The sequence below is a fragment of the Vibrio kyushuensis genome (assembly GCF_050337325.1).
Lineage (GTDB): Bacteria > Pseudomonadota > Gammaproteobacteria > Enterobacterales > Vibrionaceae > Vibrio > Vibrio kyushuensis.
Genome location: NZ_JAKJSV010000005.1, coordinates 360,846 through 384,905, shown reverse-complemented (window position 1 = coordinate 384,905; position 24,060 = coordinate 360,846). Strand labels below are relative to the sequence as shown.

Annotated in this window: 24 protein-coding genes; 10 read left to right on the top strand and 14 right to left on the bottom strand. The window is 41.4% G+C overall.

The window, feature by feature from the left end; all coding sequences use genetic code 11:
• Positions 1–67: 67 nt before the first annotated feature.
• Positions 68–859 carry an IclR family transcriptional regulator gene (locus tag L4D20_RS13350; RefSeq protein ID WP_428802086.1) on the top strand — a complete coding sequence of 264 codons (792 nt, stop codon included), beginning with the start codon at positions 68–70 and terminating at the stop codon, positions 857–859.
• Between the two features lie 10 nt (positions 860–869).
• On the opposite strand, the gene L4D20_RS13345 is transcribed toward L4D20_RS13350, so the two are convergent.
• The 6 genes from L4D20_RS13345 to L4D20_RS13320 form a co-directional block, all read right to left on the bottom strand.
• Positions 870–1,652: an IclR family transcriptional regulator gene (locus L4D20_RS13345; protein WP_428802085.1), complete on the bottom strand. Its 783-nt coding sequence runs from the start codon at positions 1,650–1,652 to the stop codon at positions 870–872.
• A gap of 84 nt (positions 1,653–1,736) precedes the next feature.
• Positions 1,737–2,663 (bottom strand): SMP-30/gluconolactonase/LRE family protein, encoded by a 927-nt coding sequence (locus L4D20_RS13340; protein ID WP_428802084.1) that lies wholly within the window; start codon positions 2,661–2,663, stop codon positions 1,737–1,739.
• A gap of 180 nt (positions 2,664–2,843) precedes the next feature.
• Positions 2,844–3,635: a carbohydrate deacetylase gene (locus L4D20_RS13335; protein ID WP_428802083.1), complete on the bottom strand. Its 792-nt coding sequence runs from the start codon at positions 3,633–3,635 to the stop codon at positions 2,844–2,846.
• 168 nt (positions 3,636–3,803) lie between these two features.
• The gene (locus L4D20_RS13330; protein ID WP_428802082.1) at positions 3,804–4,964 is read right to left on the bottom strand and encodes an MFS transporter; all 1,161 of its coding nucleotides are present in this window, start codon (positions 4,962–4,964) and stop codon (positions 3,804–3,806) included.
• Between the two features lie 216 nt (positions 4,965–5,180).
• A complete protein-coding gene (gene trxC / locus L4D20_RS13325) occupies positions 5,181–5,615 on the bottom strand; it encodes a thioredoxin TrxC (RefSeq protein ID WP_428802081.1) in 435 nt (144 codons plus the stop codon).
• 188 nt (positions 5,616–5,803) lie between these two features.
• The gene (locus L4D20_RS13320) at positions 5,804–6,526 is read right to left on the bottom strand and encodes a hypothetical protein (RefSeq protein ID WP_428802080.1); all 723 of its coding nucleotides are present in this window, start codon (positions 6,524–6,526) and stop codon (positions 5,804–5,806) included.
• Positions 6,527–6,700: 174 nt separating this feature from the next.
• On the opposite strand from L4D20_RS13320, the gene L4D20_RS13315 reads away from it, so the two are divergent.
• Positions 6,701–7,009: a TfoX/Sxy family protein gene (locus L4D20_RS13315; RefSeq protein WP_428802079.1), complete on the top strand. Its 309-nt coding sequence runs from the start codon at positions 6,701–6,703 to the stop codon at positions 7,007–7,009.
• Between the two features lie 53 nt (positions 7,010–7,062).
• Here L4D20_RS13315 and L4D20_RS13310 read toward each other — a convergent pair whose 3' ends face one another.
• Complete coding sequence (locus tag L4D20_RS13310; RefSeq protein WP_428802078.1) at positions 7,063–7,755, bottom strand: NAD(P)H-binding protein; 693 nt, start codon at positions 7,753–7,755, stop codon at positions 7,063–7,065.
• Between the two features lie 703 nt (positions 7,756–8,458).
• Between L4D20_RS13310 and cobT the strand changes: the two genes are divergently transcribed.
• From cobT to btuD, 8 genes are all read left to right on the top strand, one after another.
• A complete protein-coding gene (gene cobT, locus L4D20_RS13305) occupies positions 8,459–9,487 on the top strand; it encodes a nicotinate-nucleotide--dimethylbenzimidazole phosphoribosyltransferase (RefSeq protein ID WP_428802077.1) in 1,029 nt (342 codons plus the stop codon).
• Positions 9,487–10,341 (top strand): adenosylcobinamide-GDP ribazoletransferase, encoded by an 855-nt coding sequence (locus tag L4D20_RS13300; protein ID WP_428802076.1) that lies wholly within the window; start codon positions 9,487–9,489, stop codon positions 10,339–10,341. The genes cobT and L4D20_RS13300 overlap by 1 nt, the downstream gene beginning before the upstream one ends.
• Complete coding sequence (gene cobU, locus L4D20_RS13295; RefSeq protein WP_428802075.1) at positions 10,338–10,889, top strand: bifunctional adenosylcobinamide kinase/adenosylcobinamide-phosphate guanylyltransferase; 552 nt, start codon at positions 10,338–10,340, stop codon at positions 10,887–10,889. Before L4D20_RS13300 ends, cobU begins: the two co-directional genes overlap by 4 nt.
• Before the next feature lie 9 nt (positions 10,890–10,898).
• Complete coding sequence (locus tag L4D20_RS13290) at positions 10,899–11,513, top strand: histidine phosphatase family protein (RefSeq protein WP_428802074.1); 615 nt, start codon at positions 10,899–10,901, stop codon at positions 11,511–11,513.
• A gap of 71 nt (positions 11,514–11,584) precedes the next feature.
• Positions 11,585–13,387, top strand: coding sequence for a M3 family oligoendopeptidase (locus L4D20_RS13285; RefSeq protein WP_428802073.1), 1,803 nt, complete (start codon positions 11,585–11,587; stop codon positions 13,385–13,387).
• A gap of 319 nt (positions 13,388–13,706) precedes the next feature.
• On the top strand, positions 13,707–14,735 hold the full coding sequence (locus tag L4D20_RS13280; protein ID WP_428802072.1) for a succinylglutamate desuccinylase: 1,029 nt from the start codon (positions 13,707–13,709) through the stop codon (positions 14,733–14,735).
• A 135-nt stretch (positions 14,736–14,870) separates the two neighbouring features.
• Positions 14,871–15,866, top strand: a complete 996-nt coding sequence (gene btuC, locus L4D20_RS13275; protein WP_428802071.1) for a vitamin B12 ABC transporter permease BtuC — start codon at positions 14,871–14,873, stop codon at positions 15,864–15,866.
• Positions 15,853–16,608, top strand: a complete 756-nt coding sequence (gene btuD / locus L4D20_RS13270) for a vitamin B12 ABC transporter ATP-binding protein BtuD (RefSeq protein WP_428802070.1) — start codon at positions 15,853–15,855, stop codon at positions 16,606–16,608. Before btuC ends, btuD begins: the two co-directional genes overlap by 14 nt.
• 108 nt (positions 16,609–16,716) lie before the next feature.
• Here the strand turns inward: btuD and L4D20_RS13265 are convergent, their stop codons facing one another.
• The 7 genes from L4D20_RS13265 to L4D20_RS13235 form a co-directional block, all read right to left on the bottom strand.
• A complete protein-coding gene (locus L4D20_RS13265; protein ID WP_428802069.1) occupies positions 16,717–17,292 on the bottom strand; it encodes a nucleoside triphosphate pyrophosphohydrolase family protein in 576 nt (191 codons plus the stop codon).
• Between the two features lie 192 nt (positions 17,293–17,484).
• Positions 17,485–18,126 carry a sugar transferase gene (locus L4D20_RS13260; protein ID WP_428802068.1) on the bottom strand — a complete coding sequence of 214 codons (642 nt, stop codon included), beginning with the start codon at positions 18,124–18,126 and terminating at the stop codon, positions 17,485–17,487.
• A gap of 10 nt (positions 18,127–18,136) precedes the next feature.
• On the bottom strand, positions 18,137–19,324 hold the full coding sequence (locus L4D20_RS13255) for a glycosyltransferase family 2 protein (protein WP_428802067.1): 1,188 nt from the start codon (positions 19,322–19,324) through the stop codon (positions 18,137–18,139).
• Complete coding sequence (locus L4D20_RS13250) at positions 19,321–20,439, bottom strand: glycosyltransferase (protein WP_428802066.1); 1,119 nt, start codon at positions 20,437–20,439, stop codon at positions 19,321–19,323. Before L4D20_RS13250 ends, L4D20_RS13255 begins: the two co-directional genes overlap by 4 nt.
• Positions 20,440–20,637: 198 nt before the next feature.
• On the bottom strand, positions 20,638–22,065 hold the full coding sequence (locus tag L4D20_RS13245) for a GumC family protein (protein ID WP_428802065.1): 1,428 nt from the start codon (positions 22,063–22,065) through the stop codon (positions 20,638–20,640).
• A complete protein-coding gene (locus L4D20_RS13240) occupies positions 22,062–23,216 on the bottom strand; it encodes a glycosyltransferase (RefSeq protein ID WP_428802064.1) in 1,155 nt (384 codons plus the stop codon). The genes L4D20_RS13245 and L4D20_RS13240 overlap by 4 nt, the downstream gene beginning before the upstream one ends.
• 4 nt (positions 23,217–23,220) lie before the next feature.
• The gene (locus tag L4D20_RS13235) at positions 23,221–23,949 is read right to left on the bottom strand and encodes an acyltransferase (protein WP_428802063.1); all 729 of its coding nucleotides are present in this window, start codon (positions 23,947–23,949) and stop codon (positions 23,221–23,223) included.
• Between the last annotated feature and the right edge of the window lie 111 nt (positions 23,950–24,060).

The window sequence follows — 24,060 nt, the reverse complement described above, 5'->3', positions numbered from 1 at the left end:
TTAGGTCACAAAAACAATACGCTATAGGAAGCACATCGAATCCCATTTCAAGGAAGAACTCAGCTTTATGTCAACACTTAACTCGACTACCCCAACGAAAGGTTCAACCTTAGATAGAGTACTTCAAGTGCTGTCTTTGGTGGCAAGTAGCCGAGGGCATATAGATAGAGAGTCGATTGCCAGTCAGTTGAATATGCCAATGGCTTCTGCAAACAAGCTGATTACACATCTAATGTCTCTAGGGCATTTACAGGAAAATATTGTGGGCCGAGTGATAGCAGGGCAGAAACTGCAAAACCTATCTCATGATATTTTAAAAAATCAGCGCTTCTCTGATCAGCGAGCGTCCGTATTGCAGCGTTTATCTGACCATATTGGAGAAACCTGTGGAGTATCAGTGCCAAATGGTATTGAAATGATCTATTTTGAACGAGTGAATTGTAACTGGCCTCTACAGATTAATTTGGCAGAGGGGAGTCCCGTTCCTATTGCAGCATCAGCATCCGGTAAGCTTTACCTTTCTATGTTGGATGAAGAGATCAGAAAGAATGTGGTTCAGAATATGGGGCTAACCGAATACACGCCGAAAACCATTACCAATGAAGCTGTATTTCTAGAAGAGTTGATACGTATTCGAGAGCAAGGCTTTGGGGAAGATAATGAAGAGTTTGTTGATGGCATGGCTGCCATTTCTGTACCCATCGGGTCTGATGAACTTAGCTTTGGTTATCTGTTTTGTCACGCCCCAAGTTTTAGAACCTCTTTAGGGCAGTTAAAAACGTACTTACCTGAAATGCAGCTAGCTGCAAAAGAGATTCTCGACTTTACCGTTAAAGAGCTTGTCCATAAGACGCTATAACTTTGTTAGTCTAATTAAACTGATCTTTCATATCTCGATAAACGGCCTCTAGGCTTTGCTGCGCAGAACGAAGAATAGGCAAGTAATTCTCAAGATCATTAACACTCTTACGGCTTTTAGGGCAGTGACAAAATGTTGCTGCCATAAAGTTCCCATGCTGGTCGTAGAGGGGCAGCGCTATCGCAACCATTCCATCGATAAACTCTTCATCATCAACACTATAACCACGACGCTTAATCAAGCTGAGTTCACCCTTTAACACCTGTAAGTCGGTAATCGTGTTTTTAGCGCATTGTGTTAATTCAATTTTGCTTAAGACTTTACGAAGCTGTGAGGGGGTCAGTGTACTTAAAAACAGCTTCCCACTCGCTGAGGCCCATAATGGAGTAGGAAAACCGACTGGAATGACTATTTGTAGTGGCCAGTTAGTTTGAATTCGGTCGTAATAAACCATGTGCGGTGTTGGGTCGTCATTGGCGAGCGCTAAACCACATGTCTCTTCAAGTTTACGAGACAAACCATGCAGAATGGCTTGGCGTTGCAGCTTGTGCTGATTGGTCCATTTAACATCCAACGCGATAGATAGCATTTGTGAGCTCGGATAAAAATGTCCACGCTCATCTTGCTGAATGTAGTTTGTCTCTTCTAACAACTGCAGTAATCGATGGCAGGTTGGTTTAGGTATCCCTGACTCAAAAATGATATCGGAAGCGGGGACTGGATTTTTTGACGAACCGATCCTTTCGATGACATTGAGCAGCCGATCGACCGAGTTAACTTTTTCCGACACCATAGATTCCTTTTAAATGACTTTTACATTCATCTTAATGCTAATGCAAAGATGAGAATCATATCTTCCCAAACTATTAATTTAATATCAACTTGTTAGAGCTTGAGTGTTTGTGCTCTTCATCGGTAGCAACGTTGAGATTAGACGAAATTCTGCATTCCCCTTAGTTGGAGCGTCTAATATAAATAGCTGCCCAGACTGAGGGGAGAGGTTAGCCTCTGTTTGAGTCAGACCGTAGTTTGCTGTCGTTACAAATAAAGAATCAAAATATTTTCCCCCGAACGTGCATCGGGTCGCATGTTTCACGGGTAGTTCGATGTCACCCAGCTTTTTGGCGCTGCCTATTCTGGTTGGCGATGGCATATAGTAACTGATGATTCCAGCGTCCCAGTGACATATATACACGTTGCCATATTTGTCGGCACACAGACCATCGGGAAGCCCTTCATGTGATCTGAACTCAACAAAAATTTTCTTGTCCAAAATGTGAGTCATGCTCTCATCAAGTTGATACTCATAGACTTTTCTTTGAAACATATTAGAGCAGTAAGCTCGTTTTAGGTGCTGGTTAAAACAGATACCATTTGCGACACTAAATTCTCTGTCCATCTCTAAAATTGAGTTATTATTAAGCTGAAATAGCTTCCCGTCTGGTGATTCTAACTCTTCACAATTCATTGAGCCGAACCACAAATGGCCATTGGGAGATGCTACTGCGTCGTTCATATGAAGTTGTGGTGAATGCATAAATGGATTTTCAATTAAAGAGAAACTGTCAAAGCTGGGTGAGCTATAAAACAGTCCTTGCTTGCTCGCGCATATCCAATGGTCATTATCGCAAGGTACGATGGCAGTGATATCAAATGGCGTTTTGAAATGGTTTATTTGCCCGTTATTGATGAAATATTCATAAATATCGGTACCAGCAGCGTCTACCCAGATTATGCTTTGTGAACTAGTTTTCCAAATCGGTGACTCACCAATGGTCGTCGTTATTTCATTAATTGAATTCACACTAATTTACCTATATTGATACGTATAGTTTCAATATAGCAACTGAACCCTGTTTTTACAGTGATGTCACGTTTGTTTTGTGATCAGAACCAGCGATAATGGTTCTATTGCCTTACTTTAAATGACAAGCCCAAATTTACGCCTATTTGCACAAAGTTGAGACTGTATAAAACGCAGGCTTTAATCATTTAACTCAATGAGTTTTTTAATGCCGATTAATTCAAAATCGTTATCTTCTAAATACGCCCTAAATTTTTCAGATGTAACTATATCAAGATCCTGTTGACGACATTTTGCCGCCCAGCGATGAACTTGTTCACTCGATAATGAGAGTGCATTTTGTTCGGTATCATCAAGCGCACAGTGACTAATAATGTGGTAAATGCCAGCTTTATAGGAAGAGAGCCGCTTCGTGATTTGGTCAAAAGTTAAATGTGTCATCGTGAAGCTATCATCAACGTACTTATAGTGACCTTTCTCTACCGCGTAGGTATAGATAAGCCCAAATTCAGACGCGACTTCTTCAACTGCATTTGCAATAGGTTGAAAAATTTCTGAGCCATCAAACAGTAGCTCAGGAAGCATGTGTGTTTCAACGTGGGTAGGCGTCACCCCGCTTTTTATAACTCTTTGAATTTGAGCTCGGTACTCGTTTTTTACATCTTCTATGTTTAAGCTTCCCAATAATTCCGAGTAGTCACTATAAAAATATCCTAGTTCATTAGATAGGGACTTGGCACCGGTAATTGGACCACAAGACATGTTAGTCCACTCACAAGTCAATGTTAGATGTACGCCAATAGGTAGATCATGTTGCTTGGTTAAACGAACAGCTTCTGGCAGCCAAGGCGCAGCAGCCATAAAATTACTGCTTTGAAGTAAGCCGTGTTGAAATCCACGTAGAATTCCCTGATTGACACTATGACTGATGGCGAAGTCATCACTAGTGATGAGAAGGTATTTTTTACTCATGAGTTTGACCTATCTACTGTGTTTTAAACGCCATAGCACTATATCGGGAATGCTAGAGTGGCGAAAGGACATAACTGTAACCATAAATACAGGGTTAACTTTCTGGCTATGAGACAGAATAGCCATGCGTGTTAAACGCACAGCTATTAATTACGGTTCTGATTCTTTTTATTCACCAGCCATAATTTGGCGTTTTCCTTTCACACTTGCAAATAGCATGTAGAGACACGTTGCGAGTAACGAAACAAACAAGTAATCCATTAGCCCATTTTGGGAAGCAATGAACTTGTTGGCGATAATTGGGCCTGAAACTGAGCCAATACTATAACTAAACAGCATAACTTGTGTTGCTGAAACGATGTAGCTTGCGTCCAATCCATCGCAACCTAAGTTAATAGCGACAGGGTAAAGTGCAAAGATTGCCATACCCAAAATAAATAGGCTGACTGCAAATACCCCCATATCACTGTGTAGCACGGTTATAGAAACTGCTGCGACACCTAATAAACAAAACATTGCCATCATTAACGTTCTCCCCAAAAATTTAGAGAACAAAGGAACCATCGGCTGCACAGCCATACCACCAAGAATGATTAAGGCCATAAGCCCCCCAATATCGCTATTGTTGATTCCACGTTGTTTTAGTTCTAATGGCATTAATCCGTAAATTGCGCCAAGCGTTAGCCCGGAAACAATACAACCTATAATGGCAGCATGATTGAGCTTGGCGATCTGTTTAAAAGATAGTCGTGCAGACTCTTCACCTTTTGGTTGATCAGAATCACCAAAAATCAATACCAAAATAGCAATTAGCATCAGGGTCAAAATAGCGATAAATGGTACGCCACCAGTCACGCCAATAGTGCCAATCCCTAACTGGCCGATAGAAGATCCTCCGTACAGAGCGCCCATATATAGGCCAAGTCTTTTTGCACGGTTAGATTCATCGCCATGCAAGAGCCAAGATTCTACAATGACAAATACACCTGCGACCGAGACACCCGCAGTAAATCGAGCAAAAAGCCAAACCGACGTATAATTGAGGGCAGGCATTATAATCACAGTCGCCATTAGCACAACTAAACACAAAACAAATGCATTACGATGACCTAATCGAGAAACTATTGGTTCAATTCCAATCGCACCAGCGAGTAGGCCCGCATAAAAAATACTGGCTAACCAACTCGCTAACCCCGAGTCTAAACCGTAGTGAGGCAACATAAGAGGAATCAAACTCATCAAATAACCTGATGCAACGGCGTAAAGGGACAGTGCAATAACAGGTACTGAAATACGAGTATTTTGCGCAGAAGTAGTTGATTTTTCCAATGAATGAGCCTCCGAAAGTATAAAGTTAGGAACGTTTTCGGGGGCGAATATGGGCTTAATTTGAATGGAGGTAAAACGAATTATTTTACTCCTAACGACAAAAGATATTTATCGCTAGGAGCGGTATGTTGAACCTAAAAAATCACTAATTAAATTGCGATTAATTTGCGATTAATTGAAGGTTAAAGGTACATGAAAATTGAAAAAATGTAGGTTCTACTTAGTGATGGCTTGATTTAACCATTGATCAAACTGACCTTTTGGTAATGCTCCGTTTATCATATCGACACGTTTTCCACCTTTGAACATCATAATGGTTGGTATGCTGCGAATTTGATATTGAGCTGCTAGCTCTTGTTGAGCTTCTGTGTCGACTTTGACGTATCGTATTTGTTCGCTTCTCTCTTCTGCTGACAGTTCAAACACAGGAGAAAAACCAACGCAAGGGTTACACCATGGGGCCCAAAAGTCGATAACGACAGGTTGGTCACTTTCGAGTAGAGCGCTGATATTGGATACAGTGCCTTCGATTGGTGCGCCATCCAATAGAGCAGATTGACACTTACCACATTTCGGGCTTTCTGAAATACGTGTATTAGGAATTCTGTTGAGCCCCTTACATGAAGGGCAGCGGGTGTTAAATGTAGTCATGGCGTTCTCTGTTCCATCTGAGTGCGGCGTATAGTGAATGGATGGTCTCTGAATAGACCAAAAGGAAGATTCAATTACGCTCTAAAATATTTCTAATAAGATACGAAAATAACAGTCAATAATAAACAGGATTATGGCTGTTTATACCTATCAATATGATAGGCATAAACTATGATCTTGATGAACTCCTAAATTGCTTCTGCTTTTTCTGTTTTTAGCTGTTTCAATAGGGCCATTTCATCGTTTAAGCCGATTTTGACTGATTCTAGTAAGTACAAAAAATGTTCTTTTTGTTCAATAGAGTAGTCACAATTCTCATTAGAAAGTGCAGTTAGGCCCATCTTGACTAGATCATTAGCGGTGGTGAGGCGTCCGTTGCGTTTTTCTTGGGAAATACGGTACTTTAAGTTCTCAATATGAACTTGAAGTTTTAGTTGGTCTAAACGAGCAATCTCAATATTGGAATCTTCGATATTGAGCACTCCCATCTTCCGTTCGTTATTGATCGCTACTTTTAGGGCTTTAATCCGTTTAAGAATTGAGATGCATTCTTGAGAGCTTTTTGGAACTTTAAAAGCACCATTGGCAGGGGTGTAAGGTAAGGAAAGTGCTTTTACAGCAATTTTACTTTCATTAAAGCGATCAATGATATTTGTATCTTTAGGTCTTAAATCGGCCATCGCTTCAGCAATGAAAAAACAGCGTTTAGTTAAGCTACTATTTAGCGTTTTACTTGATGGAATAGGATAGGAGCGATGTAACAACCCGTCATAGCGCTTAAGAGATAGTTTCAGGCGCTGAAGATCTTTTTCTATCTGTTTTTCTCGATTTGATCTTTTTAATATTCGGGTATAGAAATACAAACTAACTAAGGCAAGTGCACTTACAATTCCAGGAAGAATAAACGTCATTCTAACGGCCGTATTGATAAAAAAGATATTGTATTCGTTTATGTGGTGGTTGTTCTAGTCCTTATGTAACAATTAGTTACGCGACTAACATATTACGTGATGGATTGATGAAAATATGTACGTTATTTATACTGAAAGCAGATACATTGTTCCGTTTAGCTATTAGGGTGAACCATGGGGAAGTTAAGAGATTTACAAGGGCTTGGCCCTAAGTCTGAAGCAATGCTGGTTAATGCAGGTATAGATTCAGTTATGTTGTTAAAAAAGCTAGGGGCGATCAGGGCATTTATTAAGGTAAAGAAACAGGGTGATATTAACCCAAGCTTGAACCTACTTTACGCAATGGTTGGAGCTCTAGAAGGTAAGCACTGGTTGGAAATTGCCAAGAAGCAAAAGGCAGAGCTAATTATTCAGCTAGAGGGGTATGAAGAACTTGAAGCTCTGTTTGAATCAGAAGGTGAACCACTAAATATAGCTGATTAATGTAAGCCAATAACGTTTACCCAACACACAGGGTGTTAATGCCGCCATTGCAACTAGTAGTTATAACGTTTAACCAAACGTTTCATTTCTGAACTGTTTAACGTTTTATGTGTATGGCTACTCTGATCGAACACTTCATACAGCATCGCTTTCGCTACATTTTCAGCTTTGATAGGAATGTATTTAGAAAGAGGACCGATCATCAAAGGGGTAAGAAACTTTAATACATATTCGACAATGACTTCGTTTTTCCGAGTCTCGTCTCGTAGGCCTGTTAATGGACCAGGGCGAGCAAACACTAGTTTATCAAACCCCATCCTACGAATTGTCTCTTCCATTCGTCCTTTGCACTTCAAGTAATGAGAGAGCGAATAAGGAGAAGCGCCAATACTTGATACAACGGCGAGCTTTTTAACACCGACGACTTTCATTGACTGAGCAACGTCGCAGACAAGTTGATAATCGACCTGTTCCAGTTTCTCTTTCGAGCCTGCTTGTTGAAGTGTCGTGCCAAGGCAGATAATGCCAATTTTAGGGGTTGGGTTTTCATTATGCCATTCAAGAATACGTAACTCGTTATCTTGAATTTGTTCTAACTTAGAGTGAAAGAAGGGGAGTTTTTGACGAGTTAGTGCATACACACGTGTGATTGGATCTTGCTCTAGAAGATGCTTTAGCACTTCTGTACCTACCAGGCCGGAGCCTCCAGCAAGAATCACGACCGAATTATCACCCCAAATACTCATTGTATAGTTTCCTAAATTTGTACTTTCTATTGATCTAACTTACTTCGTTCTAGCCTGACGTGCTATATGGCTATGAATGCAAGCAGTTTGAAATATATACAAACGTAGCGCCTTGATCTGTGACCAAATATCCAAAGTTTTTAATCATTTATTTTTGTTACCATTGCTTTACAGGGTATAACTAAGATAGAAAATCAGCCTCGTTATTTGAGGCTGATGAGATTTAAGTCAATGATAATGGCACTTTTTTCTTTCCCTTGCTTTGTGTGCGTGAATGCGAGTTTTGCTTTTTATCATTTTTTCTAGGTGATTTTTGATTAGCAAACATCTTTACTCCTTACGCTGTAACACTTGATTGAGTCGTGTTGAATCGTAATCTTATGCATCCTTCATGCCTAAATTTGCTGATGATACCGCCTTATTATGGCGGTCTTTATAGGTTAGATGATGAATTTATCAATATCCAATTCAAACTGATTGTCATATTAGAATATTTCTCACGGATTCGTATACTGAAATGGACGCGAGGTTAAACGGTTGGGCCTTTAACAATGCTTACTAAATATTTTTGCATGATAGTTAAGTGTTTGATTTCGAGTTAAACTACGTATAAACCCAACACGGACGTGTGACCAATAAATGCATTGATGCAAAACCTATTGGCTTTCTGAACGTCCTCATTTAGATGAGACCCTAATCTGTCATGTTAAATCGCGATTTTTCACAACAAATCCAACACCGTATCGACCAGAAAACCAAACCTCTTGGTGCGCTTGGGCAACTTGAAGGGCTCGCTTATCAACTCGCTCTTATTCAAAGCCAAGGTCATGATGCCGCAGTGACGAATATTGCCATCAATAAACCAACAGTCGTTGTTTTTGCCGGTGACCATGGTATTGCTGATGAGGGTGTGAGCATTGCGCCAAGCGCTGTGACTCAACAAATGGTCATTAACTTTCTTCAAGGTGGGGCTGCGATCAACTGCTTTTGTCGTGTTAATGATGTCGCCATGAAAGTCGTGGACACAGGTATCTTATTGCCCGTTGAACATAGCAGCACGGATTTCATTGTTCAGCGTCTCGGAGACAGAACTCAGAATCTATCTAAACAAGCAGCAATGAGTAAAGAAACGGTTTTGGACGGCATTGAGTTAGGAAAAAGCCTAATTAAAGATATTATCTCCCAAGGCAGTAACGTTGTTATGTTTGGAGAGATGGGCATTGGTAATACGAGTAGTGCATCAGCTATCTTAGCTGCTCTCTCAAAAAGAGATGTCGGTTCGTGCGTTGGGCTGGGAACGGGCATTAACCCTGAACAGTTAGAAAAGAAAATTGAACTGGTTACACAAGGTGTCGCTCGATGCTCATCGTTAGATCCTATATCGGTGCTGTCTGAAGTAGGTGGCTTTGAAATTGTACAGATGGTTGGCGCGTTCATTGGTGCTTACGAACAAAAAACACCCGTTATCGTTGATGGGTTTATCGTGACTGCCGCTGCGTATGTGGCATCCATTATCAAGCCAGAATGTCGTGAATATATGATATTTTCACACCAATCAAAAGAAGCGCCTCATCAATACTTACTGGAAGAACTGAAGGCTAAACCATTACTCGATCTCTCGTTACGATTAGGCGAGGGGACTGGTGCGGTACTTGCGATGCCTCTTATTCGTGCGGCAGCTGAATTTTACAATAATATGGCAAGTTTTGAAGACGCGGGAGTGACTGTGTAATGTCGAAAACCGTAAAGTATCAGCTTGAACTGTTTTGGCTTGCGCTGAGTTTTTTTTCACGCATACCGATCCCCAAGAACACGCCTTACAGTGATGAGCGTATGAATCGTTCTGGTCGATACTTTGCGCTCGTTGGGGCATTACTTGGCCTAACCTGTGGTGCCATTTACTCGTTACTTACTCTCTTTCTACCAAATGAGATAGCAATATTTATTACCATGCTTTTCAGTTTAATGCTGACGGGGGCTTTTCATGAAGACGGCTTAACTGACATGGCCGATGGTATTGGTGGTGGCATGACGCTAGAACGCCGTTTGACCATAATGAAAGACAGTCGAATTGGTACTTATGGTGCGTCCGCGCTAATCATGGCATTACTTGGAAAATTTACGCTGCTAAGTTACTTGGCGAATATCAATTATTCAGAAAAACAGTATCAATTATGGGGAACTGCGGAGGCGACGTCTTTACCTGTGGTATTACTCATGTTTTTGATGGCTTATACAGTTAGTAGATCATTCGCAGCGTCTCTTATTTATGATATGCCATACGTGAGTGACAGCGATACAAGTAAGAGTAAACCGTTAGCGAATAAGCAGACGACTGGAGAGTTGTGCTTTTTAATTGCATGCGCTGTTGTAACAACATTGATCTTTTCACCTGCGGTATTCATCACTGTCTTTGCTGTGCTGATTGTAAGTCGGTATCTGTTTAAGCGTTGGCTATTGAGTAGAATTGGTGGGTTTACAGGCGATTGCCTAGGAGCAGCACAACAACTTAGTGAATTACTGGTGTATCTTATCCTTGTGGGCTTTGCTTATAACCAATGCGTTCTATTCGGAGGTTGGCTATGACTATTCATCTCGTGTTAGGTGGAGCGCGCTCAGGTAAATCGACTCATGCTGAAGGCTTGGCTAAATCTCAATTACTGAATGCTACGCATCAAGATCTGAAATTGCATTACGTCGCCACAGCTCAGCCATTTGATGATGAAATGAAAATGCGAATCAAGCATCATCAGAATAAGCGTGGCCAACAATGGCAAGAACATGAAGTACCGATACACCTCGCTAAGATTGTCTCGGGCTTTAATGCTAAAGATGTCGTACTTATTGATTGTCTAACCCTTTGGTTGAATAACATCATTTTTCATCTAGGTGACAATGTCACAGAGCAGCAAGTTCAAACAGAGATAGATAGACTGTTAAGTTCATTAGATGAAACGGATGCAACTATAATATTGGTCTCGAATGAAGTTGGCCTTGGTGTTGTCCCTCTTGGTGAAGTCTCCCGCTTGTTTGTGGATCATGCTGGATGGATGAATCAAAAGATTGCAGTCATTGCATCTCATGTTGATTTTATCGCAGCAGGAATAGCACTGACCTTAAAACCACAGAAATAGGAGTGGCGATTGGACAGCACCTATAATATTTATCTATTACGCCATGGTAAAACAGAAGGGCCTGCTGCCCTTAATGGCATTACTGATGTTCAAGTGAGCGATGTGGTTCAATCGAACATTGCTGAATTACTATCCGCTGAACGCTTGGGTTTTAAAACGATCGTCACTTCACCGTTAAGTCGATGCCGAGATCTCGCTGAGAGGATAACGAGTAGAGATTCATCAATCGAATTTGCTGTAGAACCTAGGTTCCAAGAGATGAATTTTGGGGATTTCGATGGAAAAACCTTTGATGAGCTTCAACCGCAGTGGAACGTGCTTGATTCATTTTGGAAAGATCCAGCCAATCATTCTCTACCCAATGCTGAAAGCCTGCAGGGCTGCTACAGCCGCGTAAGCGGTGCTTGGGATGAAGTGGTCTCGGAGCTTAACCAAGATACGCTCATTATCTGCCACGGAGGCACGATTCGACTGATATTGGCTCATGTTCTTAATGTCGACTGGTCAAATCCATCGTGGTATTCAACACTTAATATTGCTAATCAATCGATTACTCACATCAAAATTTTAAAATCGCATCAAAGTGCGCCCCACGTTCAAGTGATTGGGAAGCCACTTTTTTAAATCAATTGCTTTTAACACTAGGTCTAGTGAATGGATCTTGTTACTAATAATGCCAGTTAAGGATTTTATATATGACCGCACCAAGTTGGGATCTCTCTATCGCTTATCAGGGGTTAGACGACCTTAAGATTGAACAAGATATTCAATTAATTGAGCAGTGTATTGATGCTTTAAAACTTCATGTTGGAAATCGTGTTCAAGTACAGGTCATGCAAAATGCGGTTCAAACCTCAGAAGCAGCTGGGACATTAATGGCAACGATCAATACGTTTGCTACTTGTCACGCCTCCGTTGACTCATCAGACGACACTGCAAAAGCATTGATGGGACGCATTGCGAAACTTAACTCCACGCTTAGTCAGTCTTTCGCACCATACAGCGATACGATTACTCATGCCGATAATGACTTCATAGAGCAGGTGCTTGCACATAATAGTGGTGATGTTTCGGGTCAAGCTTTTCAATTTGATTGTTTACGTCGCCTAGCTGACACCAAATTATCGGTTGCTGAAGAACAGCTCTTAACGGCGTTTGAAGTTGATGGGAAAGATGCATGGGGGAGAATGTATGACAACCTAACGGGAACGCTTCAGGTTGAGTTGGAATACGCTGATGGAACTACCGAACAGATGGGCTTCTCTCAAGCGGCAAGCTTACTTTATGGTAATGATTTCGCGAAACAACCTATTGCCTGGAAAGCCATTCAAAAAGCGATGGAAGTTCATAAAGAGAGTTTCGCATCGGTACTAAATGCTTTAGCGGGCTGGCGTCATACTGAAATAGAGAAGCGCTCGACAAAACGAGAGGTGCATTTTTTAGAGCCTAGTCTTCACGACAGCCGTATTTCTGAAAAGACACTGGATACTATGATGTCGGTTGCTAAATCGAATCGCCATGTGGGACAAAAAGCGGGTAAGTTGATGGCAAGAGTGCATCAGCTTGATGAAATGAAACCTTGGAACCATCAAGCAGCGATGCCTGAACTTACTGATTCTCAAGGAGAGAGTGGTTATTCGTTTGACGAAGCCATTGAGGTAATTCGCTCTGCGTTTTCTGAAGTTGCCCCTGAAATGGCAGAGTTTGTTGACGTTATGGTTGAAAATGGCTGGATTGATGCAGCGCCTAGTGAGCAGCGTCGCTTAGGGGCGTATTGCACCAAATTGGCGGCTACACGCTCTCCGCTCGTGTTTATGACCTGGGGTGGAAGTCGTTCTGACCTGCTTACATTAGCGCATGAACTAGGGCATGCATTCCATAACTGGGTGATGAAAGACATGCCACTGTGCAAAACCCGTTACCCGATGACATTGGCAGAAACAGCATCCATATTTGCAGAAAATATTGTACGAGACTACTTACTGAGTCAGGCTCAAAACACGAACGAGAAACTTGAAATGCTCTGGGAAGAGTTGTCTTCATGTTACGCATTGATGGTTAATATACCGGTACGTTTTGAATTTGAAAAAGCATTCTACAAACAGCGTAAAAATGGAGAGCTTTCAGCTAATCAACTGTCAGAACTGATGAGTGAGCATTGGCAAGCTTGGTACGGAGATTCGATGTCTGAAGCTGACCCTTACTTCTGGGCAAGCAAGCTCCACTTTAGCATTTCGGAGGTGAGCTTTTATAATTACCCATATCTGTTCGGTTATCTATTTAGTAAAGGTGTTTATGCTCAGCGAGAAGGTAAAGGTGAGAGCTTCTATACCGATTATATAGCACTACTTCGTGATACAGGTAGCATGAATGCGGAAGAGGTTGTCGAGAAACATTTAGGAATGAAACTGACTGACGACGAATTTTGGCAACAGAGCATCGATCGTGTAAAAGAGAAGGTAGATGAGTTTGAAAGGCTACTCGACAGTAATAAATAATATGATGATGGGACTTGCTTTTATCGGTTAATCTTTTCTTATAAAAGGTTAACCGAGAGTGGTGTATTAGAGAGAAAACTCAAATTAGCGTCTCAACTTATGATCGTGGTTAATTTATAGTATCCATGCTTAAGCTATTGTTATTTCGACTAACGGCAGTGTTTTGAATGAGTATGTTTTGTGCATAAAACATACAGGTCTTCAATGCATTGCCATTTTTGCGATTTATAATCAGATTTCTGTTAATAAGTGGGATCGTATCAACATATTTTGCCTGTCCAATTCATTACCATACCGCTGTGAAATAAAGGAGTAACACATGACGAAAAATCTCTTTCGCCAATCATTTCTTTTAGACAGCTTAGATCTAAAACATGGAATAGAAGCTGCGGAATATACCGCGCCATCTGGAGTGATTTTTAAGCTGCATCAACGAGGCGTTCTCGAAGTAACGCCTGCTCAGTACAGTGAGCAAACCAAGAATGTTATTGTTTCGTGCGGTATTCATGGAGACGAAACGTCACCGATGGAAATCGTCGATAAAATAGTAACTGATATCTTGTCTGGTTTTCAGGCTGTTTCAGAACGCTGTTTGTTTATCATCGCGCATCCAGAGGCGACAAATCAGCACACTCGTTTTATCGAAGAGAACTTGAATCGTCTATTTGATGAAAAAGATCATGCGTCGAGTCGAGAAGTCACCATTGCTGACAGTCTAAAAGTGTTAGTGGCTGGTTTTTACCGAAATACACACGTAGAGACACGTTGGCATCTTGATCTTCACTGTGCGATTCGTGAATCAAAGCACTACTCATTTGCTGTGAGCCCTAAAACTCGTCACCCTGTGAGAAGTCGTGCTTTATTCGACTTTGTTGAGCAATCGCATATCGAAGCGGTTATATTTTCTAATTCTCCGGCAAGTACGTTTAGTTGGTTTAGTGCTGAAAATTTTTCTGCTCAAGCGCTAACGATTGAACTAGGGCAAGTTGCACCGATTGGTGAAAATGAACTAGAGAAACTCGTCGCGTTTGATCTATCGCTACGTGATCTCATTGCTGCGAGCGAACCTGAGCATCTTGCTAAGAAAGCCATCATGTATCGTGTTAGTCGCACCATTGTAAGACTACATGAAGAGTTCAACTTCCTTTTTGATGATAATGTTGAAAACTTTACCAGCTTTAAGCATGGGGAAGTATTTGGATACGATGGTGAAAAACCATTGATGGCGAAAAACGAAGATGAAGCGATTGTTTTTCCTAATCGTCATGTCGTTGTCGGTCAAAGAGCAGCGCTTATGGTGTGCAAAGTCGAGATTCGTTATGATCATGATCAGGCTATTTACGACTGATCAGTTTGTCCCTGAAGTTTCGAAATAGCTTATTACCAATAAGTTACGTTACTACTTTCTATTTTAATGGCTTAACGCTAAGGTTAAGCCATTATTGTTTTCAAAGGTTATCAAGCGCTAGAGTTTGGTAAAAGCATGCAATTTAATCAACTTCTATTACAAAAGCATCGCCGTTGGATGCGTTACTCTTTAATCCTCTCTCTTCTGTTATGTATCAGTAGTTCTATTTACTTGATTATCGGTGAGTTGACGATATCTCCATTTGGTTCACTCTCTTCCCTCGAGTATCAACTTTTATATCAATTACGTTTACCTAGGCTGATCGCAGCCATGGCGATTGGTGCCTCCCTTGCTGTATCGGGGGCTGTACTCCAAGTTCTATTAGGCAATGTATTGGCTGAACCCGGAGTGCTCGGGATATCAGGCGGTGCAAGCGTCGCGATGGTTATTGTTCTATTTTTCTTCCCACTCGCTGCTTCTGCGCACGTATTTATGCTCGCTGCGGTTGCAGGGGCGATGGTCTTCACCTTAATTTTAGTGAGCATGGCTAAGGCTATGCGCTTGACCACAGCACGCTTGTTACTCGTCGGCGTTGCGCTTGGGATTTTAGCCAGTGCAGCAGTTACGTGGGCATTTTATTTTAGCGACGACCTTAGCTTACGTCAGTTAATGTATTGGCTAATGGGCAGTATTGGTGGCACAAGTTGGTATCAACACACAGTTACATTGGTGATCTTACCCGTTCTGCTCTGGCTTTGCTTACAAGGCAATGTGCTAGACAAATTAATGATGGGCGAAGCTCATGCAAAACAACTTGGTGTTAATGTTGACTCAGTAAGGTGGAAACTGATTTTTGCTGTGTCTATTCTGGTTGGTGGTGCGGTTGCGATTGGTGGCGTAATTGGTTTTGTGGGTTTAGTTGTGCCGCATTTACTACGATTGGCGTTTGGTACGGAAAATAAATATCTCATTCCCGTTGCTGCACTGAGTGGTGCGTTGCTTGTGGTTGTTGCCGATCTTATTGCTCGTTTAGCGCTTGATTCGGCTGAACTACCACTTGGTGTTGTAACCACAACGTTAGGAGCGCCTATATTTATCTGGATGCTGGTGAAAAATCATGATTCAAATTAATGGAGTTTGTGTTGATTCGCGAATATTGCCACTATCATTTGAATGCAAGGCTGGCGAGATACTGCATATTATTGGACCAAACGGCAGTGGTAAAAGTACGTTGCTATCCGCTATAGCTGGAGTCTTACCTTTTACTGGAGAGGTTAGTTTAAATGAAGTAGATGTTGGCTCTGCGTCGCTAGACACACTTGCTCAGTACCGAGCTTATCTAAGCCAAAGTTCTAGACCCGCTTTTAATTTGGAAGTGTTTCAATATTTGGCATTATCCGTTCCAAAACTGTGCAGTTTTGAAGACGACAACGTGCAGAAAGCCATTACTGAACTGACTAAGTTGGTTGATATTGAAGATAAGCTTCATCGTTCTATTCATCATCTATCAGGGGGGGAATGGCAACGGGTGCGTTTAGCCGCGATATGTCTTCAAGTATGGCCGTCACTTAATCCTCACGCCAAACTACTCATTTTAGATGAACCAGCTGCTCCACTGGATATTGGGCAAGAATCACTGTTATACCAACTTATTGATGAAGTCGCGAAGCGTGGTTTGTGTATCATTATGGCTAATCACGATTTGAATCGGACACTGCGTCATGCTGACAGCGCCATTTTGCTTAATAATGGTGTTATGCAAAAGGTAGGCAGTGTTGATCAAGTGCTAGATCCAGAACTATTATCTACCGTATTTCAAACATCAGTTAAAAAAGTATCAATAGAAGCTAAGTCTTACCTGATTTTTGACTAGAGAAAATAATAAAAGTAACTTCAATAAAAATGGCGAGCTAAATTAGCTCGCCATTTTTGATCTGTTAACTAAGTTGACTGAAAAATCATGGTTATGATTGAATTAAGCTTACTTAGTTAAAGGTGCTAAATCAGCCGGACGGTAGTAAACAGACTTTAAAACTTTACCTTGGCGAATTGTTTTTGCTTCAGATACAAAATCTTCTGCACATTTAGCAATGATGTAATCACCTTTTTGAACGGCCATTAGCTTAATACCTTGTTCTGCGTAGAAAGCTTCAGTTTCAGCATACTCAGTCTCATTGCGACACACTTTACTCATATTGCTTGAGTGCACTTCATCCCAGCATGGTAGGAAATCTACGCCACGATTAATCGAGACATTAAGAAGAAGATCAATCAAGTAACTAATCGCTACATTATCTTCAACTTTACTGTGACCTAAGTGAACTAAACGCCCCATTAGTACGTAGACGCTATCGACGATGGCATCAGCTTGTTCCATTTTACAATCGGCTTCAGCGAGCTCTGTAAGTTCTTCGATAATTAAAGATGTATGAAGAGTATCTGCTTTTTCATTTAAGCTCGCTACATCAGCAACAGGAAGATCGAATGTACTACGGAATTCTGAGATATCACGATAAAGATGATCAAAAATAGGTTGAGTCAATTGAGATAAAAGCATGAACAAAGTCCGTTATAAATGTGCGTAAATAATTCCGGCTATGATAGCAAAGCGTAGGGCTTGCTTCTATCTACTTGTTGCTACATTTGTTATGAGAATAGGATTAGTAGAAAGGGCTTTATACGTTGTCATAGGTACAAAAAAGGAGTTACCATAAAGTAACTCCCTCTGCGTTATAGTGGTTAGTTCTTATTATCGACCACGTCCATCAACCATCACAATGATCGTTTTAGAAATGATACTCAAATCCATCATTAGCCAATTGCGTAAAGAACTCAATGAAAGTGCATAGCTATGGTCAAAGCCGACTTTACGACGAACATCATCAATACATGTGTCATAACCTTGGTTTACTTGAGCAAGGCCAGTAATTCCAGGCATTACACCATAAGTACGGTCCGCAAAGTATGGGATTGCTGTTTCAAGTTTATTATAAAAGCTTGGACGTTCAGGGCGAGGACCAATCAATGACATTTCACCAAGAACAACATTAATCAATTGTGGAATCTCATCTAAACGCGTTTTTCTTAGAAAGCGACCAACCGGCGTTATACGTGGGTCACCTTCAGTTGCCCATACTGCTCCTGAGCGTGTTTCAGCGTCTTGGTACATGGTTCTAAACTTGTAGATTTCGAAGAACTCCATATGGCTCGGTGTTGATTTACCCACTCGTAACTGTTTGTAAAATACAGGGCCAGGTGATGTAACTTTGATTGCTAGAGCAATGAATGGCATCACAGGACTAAGTAGTAATAGACCGACAATTGCACCTGTTAAGTCAAAGATTCGTTTTGCGCACCAAATTGAAATACGGGTTGATTTGTTAGTAGTCATAATAAATTCCTTAGTGATTAACTCTTGTCCAGCGACCAGATTCAAAACCTAAAAGGTAACGAAGTCCACCAACAAAATTTGCGAAGTGGCCAGATACTAGGTAAGTCATGAGCTTGCAAAGTTTGCAGGTTAAAACGGTTGGAAATATAAGGCTCAGGGTAGCAAGTGTATAAACTGTTACTTGTCCAACTAGAGCCGCCAAAAACAGTGGGTGTTCAATTAACATAAATGAAGTACAAAGGCATATCAGCATCAGGTACGGCATAGTTAGTCGTAAACCTTTACCTGAGATGAATGCAAATGCGACCCCTTTGTACTTTGGATTAAATAAGCTAGATAACAGAATTGCTTGTTGCATGTTACCTGCTGATATACGTAGGCGGCGTTTAAAGTCATTGCTTTGATTTGTTGCTTCCAGTTCAACTGCCACCATTTGATCATCATAAATTGCGTTATACCCCTGTTTTACTATTTGCATGGGCAACACAAAATCATCATTAATTGTGTTGCTGGCTAATGGCTGAAACAGGTGAGTTCTAAATAGATAAAACGCGCCGTGTGCCCCTAATGTTGACCCAAGGGAGGCTTCGTCATGCTTAACTTGGCTTTGATAATTCCAATAGCTTGCTTCGCCTTCGTTATTGGTTTCTAGTAATTGATATCGGCCGTTAACAACACCTGTCGTTTTGTTTTTGAAATGCTGTTCTGCGACCAATAACGCGTCAATGGAAATTAGAGCTGAGACATCGGATAGGGCAGTAATGTCAGATGAAATAGTAAGCATTTGCTGATTGATAACAGCGACCTTTCCACGATTTTCATCAAAGTCTCTTATTTCGAAATGAACATCACTACAAATAGATTCTTGAATCGTATCTTGTGCAATCGACACTGTGTTGTCAGTACAGCCATCACAAGCAATAATAATCGTCAATTGATTACGAGGATAATCCAAGCTAGCTAGGTTACGGATTTTATCTGCAATCCATAGCTCTTCATTATACGCCGCAACAAGTATTGTGATTGAAGGGCGAGCGCGATCAAGTTTGTTACTACGATAGCCTCTGGTTGTATTGGCAAGTTCCGTTTGCGGGTGATTCTTTGAATACCATTTTAGAACCAGTGGATAGCCAACATGGTGATAAACAATCAACGTTGCGCTCGCTAGCGATATGAAAATTGTAATGAATTCGATCATGCTAGAACCTCCGTAGCGATTCCATTCTCAGCGAGCGTTTCATACGCCTTAACCATATTTCTAATGTTATTGTTTTTAAGTACAAACGCTCTTGGTTCGCCGATAGCTGTAATTCGCGTCATATGAAAAAGTACGTCAGCCATATCGTGAATGTCGTTTGCTCTGATCAGTTGTCCGGTTTTCGGACATAATGTTTCGCGGCTTGCTCCAACGTTAGTCACAGCAGTACGTATGTTACATGCTTGCGCTTCGAGTGGAGATAAAGGAAAACCTTCAGAGCGAGATGGTAGACAGAATAGGTCGAGTGCTTGATAAAAACGTTGCATGTCGTCAACTAAACCTAAAAAGGTTACACGGTCACTAACTGCGTATTGATCTGCGATTCGTTCAAGAGCAGCTCTCTCACTACCAATACCTGCGATAACAAGATGAATACTTTTTGGCAGGTAAGAAAGTGCTGCAATCGCTAAATCATGCCCTTTCACGCGCTCAAGCCTACCTGCACAACCAATAATGGTTTTGTTAAACGGGATACCAAAGTGTTTTCTAGCAATATTCATTGAACCAGGACGGAATCTTTCACAATCGACTCCATTTTTAATCGTTGTCGTATTTTCATAAGAAAAACATGACAACAACGTCTCTTTTACTAGGTTAGCATCGGCGACAAGTAGGGGCTTAGTTACGTTCAATGCCAATCGTTCAAGGCGAAGATGTTTGTCATTATTCAAATGCCATACGTCATGTTCGGTGTGAATTCGAGTAGGTACTGATGTTAATCGAGCAGCAAGGCCCGCATAAATGAGTGGGCCAATATGATGGGTATGTACAACATCAGGCTTAATTTGGTTAAAGGTTTTTATCAACTGAGTTAATGTTTGAAATTTAACCCCTGGCTTTTTTTCTAGAAATAGGATTTGACTTGTAAATGGCTTCAAACGTGGCCATTTCTCAATTGCTTGTTCTTTTTCACCCTCTAAGCTAACGATCATGACTCTATTAAGAGGGGTAGAGAAAGTAAGAAGATCAAGCGCTAGGCTTTCTAGTCCTCCTGGAGCTAAGTGCTGCACGACATGGATAACAGTTTGTCCTGTTGCTGTGTGTGTAGTTTTCATGATTGGCTCCTAGAGTCTGCACTGTTTTAGTATCTATCTATAACAATGCATGGAGCGTACCAACTTTAACTCCCTTTTATATCAGTCTCTTAGGGTGGTTTTTGGTGTTTTATTATGAATATTCCAAAATGAGAATCGAATTGAATAACAAATTGAAGACGGTGCTTTATTTTGAAAATGAAGAGAACCTAGCGTTAACTAGGCATCTATTTTAGGGATGATAGTAATAACGGGAACCCCTGTAAGCTCTTCAAGCTGATCTTTACGACGAACGGATGTATCGAAAAGTTCAACGATTGTGGCTAAACCACAGCCAAGAGCAATACCAGCGACAATGCCTGCTATGACAAAAACAATGGATGGAAGGTTAGAGGGGCCACTTGGTGAAAAAGGTAAATCGATGATTTTAACACGCTTGTTTTGTTCAAAAATACCAAGAGAGCCTGTTAGCTGAGCCATTTCATAGCGCTCGACTAACTCATCGTACAGTTGTCGTTTTATTTGGACATCACGTTGTAGCCGATAAAGTGCTTTCGCATTGTCACCAAAGTTATTGGCTTTTTGCTCAAGCTCAAAAATCATCTGTTTTAAGCTTTTGGTTTCTTCATTTAATGACTCGTACTGACCACGAACGAGTTGTAAACTGTGAAGTTGCGTGACTAGTAATGGCTGTACTTCTGAAAGATCAGACACCGTTGACGTGCTCGCAATATCCCAAAGTTGGTCACTGCTTAGGTTAGGTTGTTCGACTTTTAGCAAAGAGGTACGTTCGATTTCCAATCGAGATAATTCTCTCTTTTTCGCTTGCACTGCACTGTGTTCTTCAGTGTAACGAGCTCTTAAAAGGCTAAGGTCACTTCGAATCTCTATTATTTGCTCTTCTATTTTACCTACGACAGGGTTCGTTTTTGACAGTTGTTCATCGAGGCTACCGAGGCTTTTTTTAACCCCCGCGAGTTCCGCCTTTTTTTCCGATAGACTCTGTTTGAGTGTCGCAAGACGATTTAAGCTTTGTGCCTGCATTTCAGGGCTAACGGATGAGTTCTCGTTTTTGAAATCGGCGAGTGCATTTTCTGCTGTATCTAGATCACTTTGGCGTTTGTCGATATGAAAGGCTAGAAACTCACTAGAGTCTTTAATGGATGAACGCTCTGGTGCTAACAATTGCTCTATAAAATGATCACTGATCGATTGAAGAAGTTCCTTCATCCCTTCGGCTTTATCGGATTTCAGTTCTATTTTGAGAAAGTCTTTACCAAGCTGGGAGACATTCAAACTGGATGATATGTCATACATCACCTGATCAATTTTGGCAGGTGCAGTATTTTCGTCGATTAGGCCTTGTTCTAAGGCTACAGAGTGCAGAACATGGCGGCTCTTTAGAAGTGTGCTTAATGCATTAAGACGATCTTTTAACATGGTAGAAACTGCTATATCTTCAAGAAACGGATTCATTTTGGCGGTTTCTTGAATCAACATGCTGGTATGAGAACGGTAAGTTGTTGGTGCAAGTTTCGAAATTCCGGCTCCGATAAAAGGTAAAATCAGAATGGGTAAACAGATGAGATAGCGCCGTCTCCAGGCTGCACTAAATATTATGATCAATCGAAACTTTAATTCATTCATAGAAGCTCCAACATCCAGTCAACAAATTCACTGCGTGCGTCCCAACTGTGCTGATTTACAATCCCTGAAGGCAATGGCTGTTGATGTCTAGCTGCTTGTAACGCAATACTCATATCTTCACTATTATTTACTACATTTACGTAGCGTTTGTATGCTTCTAAAGCGGGAAAAGAGGTCGATATTATTGGACGTCCAGCAGCAAGATATTCCATTAATTTTAAGGGACTACATGCAATAATTTGCTCATTCAATTTAAAGGGTAGCAGACTTACATCCCAATGCTGGCTATATCGGGGTAATTCGTGATGAGGCTTTGGACCGAGGTAAAAAACATTGCTGCTTTTAGGCAGTTTTGATTGGCTTAGCTCTTGCGGACCAATAAACACAAAGTCCCAATCCTGATTATTAGCCACAACCTGTTCAATCATGTCGTAATCAAGCCAATTAGATAAGCTGCCATAAAAACCTGCGACTGGACGCCCTCTGTTCGGTAGGTCTGATGCTCTTGGTGCTGCCGTTGAGAACAAATCACAATCTACACCATGGGGCAGTAACTGTGTTTTGGAGGCAGGAAAACGAGACTGCATCTCTTCACTTGCCGCGAATATGAGGTCCGCTTTTTCTATCAATTTAGATTCGTGCTCTGAGACGACTGAATGGTCCACCCCTGCGAGCGATGAAAAATCATCGCCACAATAATAAACGACTGCTGATTCGCCCATGTACCCACAAAGATCAGCGGCGGTAGGAAGAGAACACCAAAGCACAGGCTCATTGAGTTTGGCTTGCTGTAAGAGAGGCTTAAGCTGGGCAAGCATCATTGATTTAGCCATACTCCGAGCGAGCCCTGATTTTGGTGCAGGTATGGTTTTAAGGTTAACAACAGTGACATTACCGCAGGATCTCTTCTCTTCCGCATTCATTTCATCACCTTGAGAAGATGTATTACTGGGTGTCGAGAAGCCACCTTTAGACCGGCCAAGAAGCTTGTTAATTGCGCGTTTTCCGTCGTGAGCATTGAACTTGGGTTGACGCAAACCGATTGAATTAACCCAGACAACTTTACGCTGCGCAGCCAAGCGTTTAATGATGTGCTGGGTGCTAGAGGGAAGACCTCCAAAGTCTTCACCGAATACGATTAGATCATGCATGGCGTTATTCCCCATGTTGATGTGAGACGATGGTTTTAACCACCTTGGCAGGATTTCCTGCGGCGATAACATACGGAGGAAGATCACTGACAACCACGCTTCCTGCTGCAACTACAGTACCTTCACCAATTTTAACGCCTTGGCGAATTGTGACATTAGTGCCTAGCCAAACATCTTTCTTTAGAACAATATCACCTATTTGTGATTCGTCATCTGGCTCGCCGAGAGCGCGGCGGTGGGCATCAAGGGGGTGACCGGAGTAGCCAAATAAAAATGCTCGACCCGCAATTCGTACGTTGTCTTCGATAATGACCGTTCGGCCAACAGCAATCGTTGTTTGCCATCCAATATCAACATTTTTACCTACAATAAGCTGAGGGTTACTGGTTGATGGTCTTCCACTGAAGGTGGTTTGGCCGGAAACTCGGCAGTTTTTACCTAGGCTAATTTCGAGTGGGCCAGAAATAAATGGAATGCCGCCATATAGAAACAGTCCACGACCATACTGATTTAACCGGCCTTTAAATGCAGGCGTATGGAACAGAACTCGGGTCAGTGATTGCCAAATGGTACAGGTGAGTTTATACACACTATAGATCAGCTTATTTAGTACTTGAGGCGTTGGTATTTCAAACATGCGAATCTTTTTGAGAATCAAAAACAGACCGCGATAAGTTGGATTTGGGTGGCATTGTAGCCATATCTTCATATCATTTACGCGAGTAGCCAACATATTGTCACCTGTGCTTTTGTAAGAGTTATTAGTTCTATTACACAGATTGTGCCAAAACATTAATTAATAAATATCAATAACTTAAGGTGGGTGTTGTTTGCAGGTTTTATT

Excerpts from the sequence above, each read along its gene's own strand:
- L4D20_RS13350 (WP_428802086.1), top strand. The coding sequence starts at position 68 with ATGTCAACACTTAACTCGACTACCCCAACGAAAGGTTCAACCTTAGAT.
- L4D20_RS13345 (WP_428802085.1), bottom strand. The coding sequence starts at position 1,652 with ATGGTGTCGGAAAAAGTTAACTCGGTCGATCGGCTGCTCAATGTCATC.
- L4D20_RS13335 (WP_428802083.1), bottom strand. The coding sequence starts at position 3,635 with ATGAGTAAAAAATACCTTCTCATCACTAGTGATGACTTCGCCATCAGT.
- trxC (WP_428802081.1), bottom strand. The coding sequence starts at position 5,615 with ATGACTACATTTAACACCCGCTGCCCTTCATGTAAGGGGCTCAACAGA.
- L4D20_RS13320 (WP_428802080.1), bottom strand. The coding sequence starts at position 6,526 with ATGACGTTTATTCTTCCTGGAATTGTAAGTGCACTTGCCTTAGTTAGT.
- L4D20_RS13315 (WP_428802079.1), top strand. The coding sequence starts at position 6,701 with ATGGGGAAGTTAAGAGATTTACAAGGGCTTGGCCCTAAGTCTGAAGCA.
- L4D20_RS13310 (WP_428802078.1), bottom strand. The coding sequence starts at position 7,755 with ATGAGTATTTGGGGTGATAATTCGGTCGTGATTCTTGCTGGAGGCTCC.
- cobT (WP_428802077.1), top strand. The coding sequence starts at position 8,459 with ATGTTAAATCGCGATTTTTCACAACAAATCCAACACCGTATCGACCAG.
- L4D20_RS13300 (WP_428802076.1), top strand. The coding sequence starts at position 9,487 with ATGTCGAAAACCGTAAAGTATCAGCTTGAACTGTTTTGGCTTGCGCTG.
- cobU (WP_428802075.1), top strand. The coding sequence starts at position 10,338 with ATGACTATTCATCTCGTGTTAGGTGGAGCGCGCTCAGGTAAATCGACT.
- L4D20_RS13285 (WP_428802073.1), top strand. The coding sequence starts at position 11,585 with ATGACCGCACCAAGTTGGGATCTCTCTATCGCTTATCAGGGGTTAGAC.
- L4D20_RS13280 (WP_428802072.1), top strand. The coding sequence starts at position 13,707 with ATGACGAAAAATCTCTTTCGCCAATCATTTCTTTTAGACAGCTTAGAT.
- btuC (WP_428802071.1), top strand. The coding sequence starts at position 14,871 with ATGCAATTTAATCAACTTCTATTACAAAAGCATCGCCGTTGGATGCGT.
- btuD (WP_428802070.1), top strand. The coding sequence starts at position 15,853 with ATGATTCAAATTAATGGAGTTTGTGTTGATTCGCGAATATTGCCACTA.
- L4D20_RS13265 (WP_428802069.1), bottom strand. The coding sequence starts at position 17,292 with ATGCTTTTATCTCAATTGACTCAACCTATTTTTGATCATCTTTATCGT.
- L4D20_RS13260 (WP_428802068.1), bottom strand. The coding sequence starts at position 18,126 with ATGACTACTAACAAATCAACCCGTATTTCAATTTGGTGCGCAAAACGA.
- L4D20_RS13255 (WP_428802067.1), bottom strand. The coding sequence starts at position 19,324 with ATGATCGAATTCATTACAATTTTCATATCGCTAGCGAGCGCAACGTTG.
- L4D20_RS13250 (WP_428802066.1), bottom strand. The coding sequence starts at position 20,439 with ATGAAAACTACACACACAGCAACAGGACAAACTGTTATCCATGTCGTG.
- L4D20_RS13245 (WP_428802065.1), bottom strand. The coding sequence starts at position 22,065 with ATGAATGAATTAAAGTTTCGATTGATCATAATATTTAGTGCAGCCTGG.
- L4D20_RS13240 (WP_428802064.1), bottom strand. The coding sequence starts at position 23,216 with ATGCATGATCTAATCGTATTCGGTGAAGACTTTGGAGGTCTTCCCTCT.
- L4D20_RS13235 (WP_428802063.1), bottom strand. The coding sequence starts at position 23,949 with ATGTTGGCTACTCGCGTAAATGATATGAAGATATGGCTACAATGCCAC.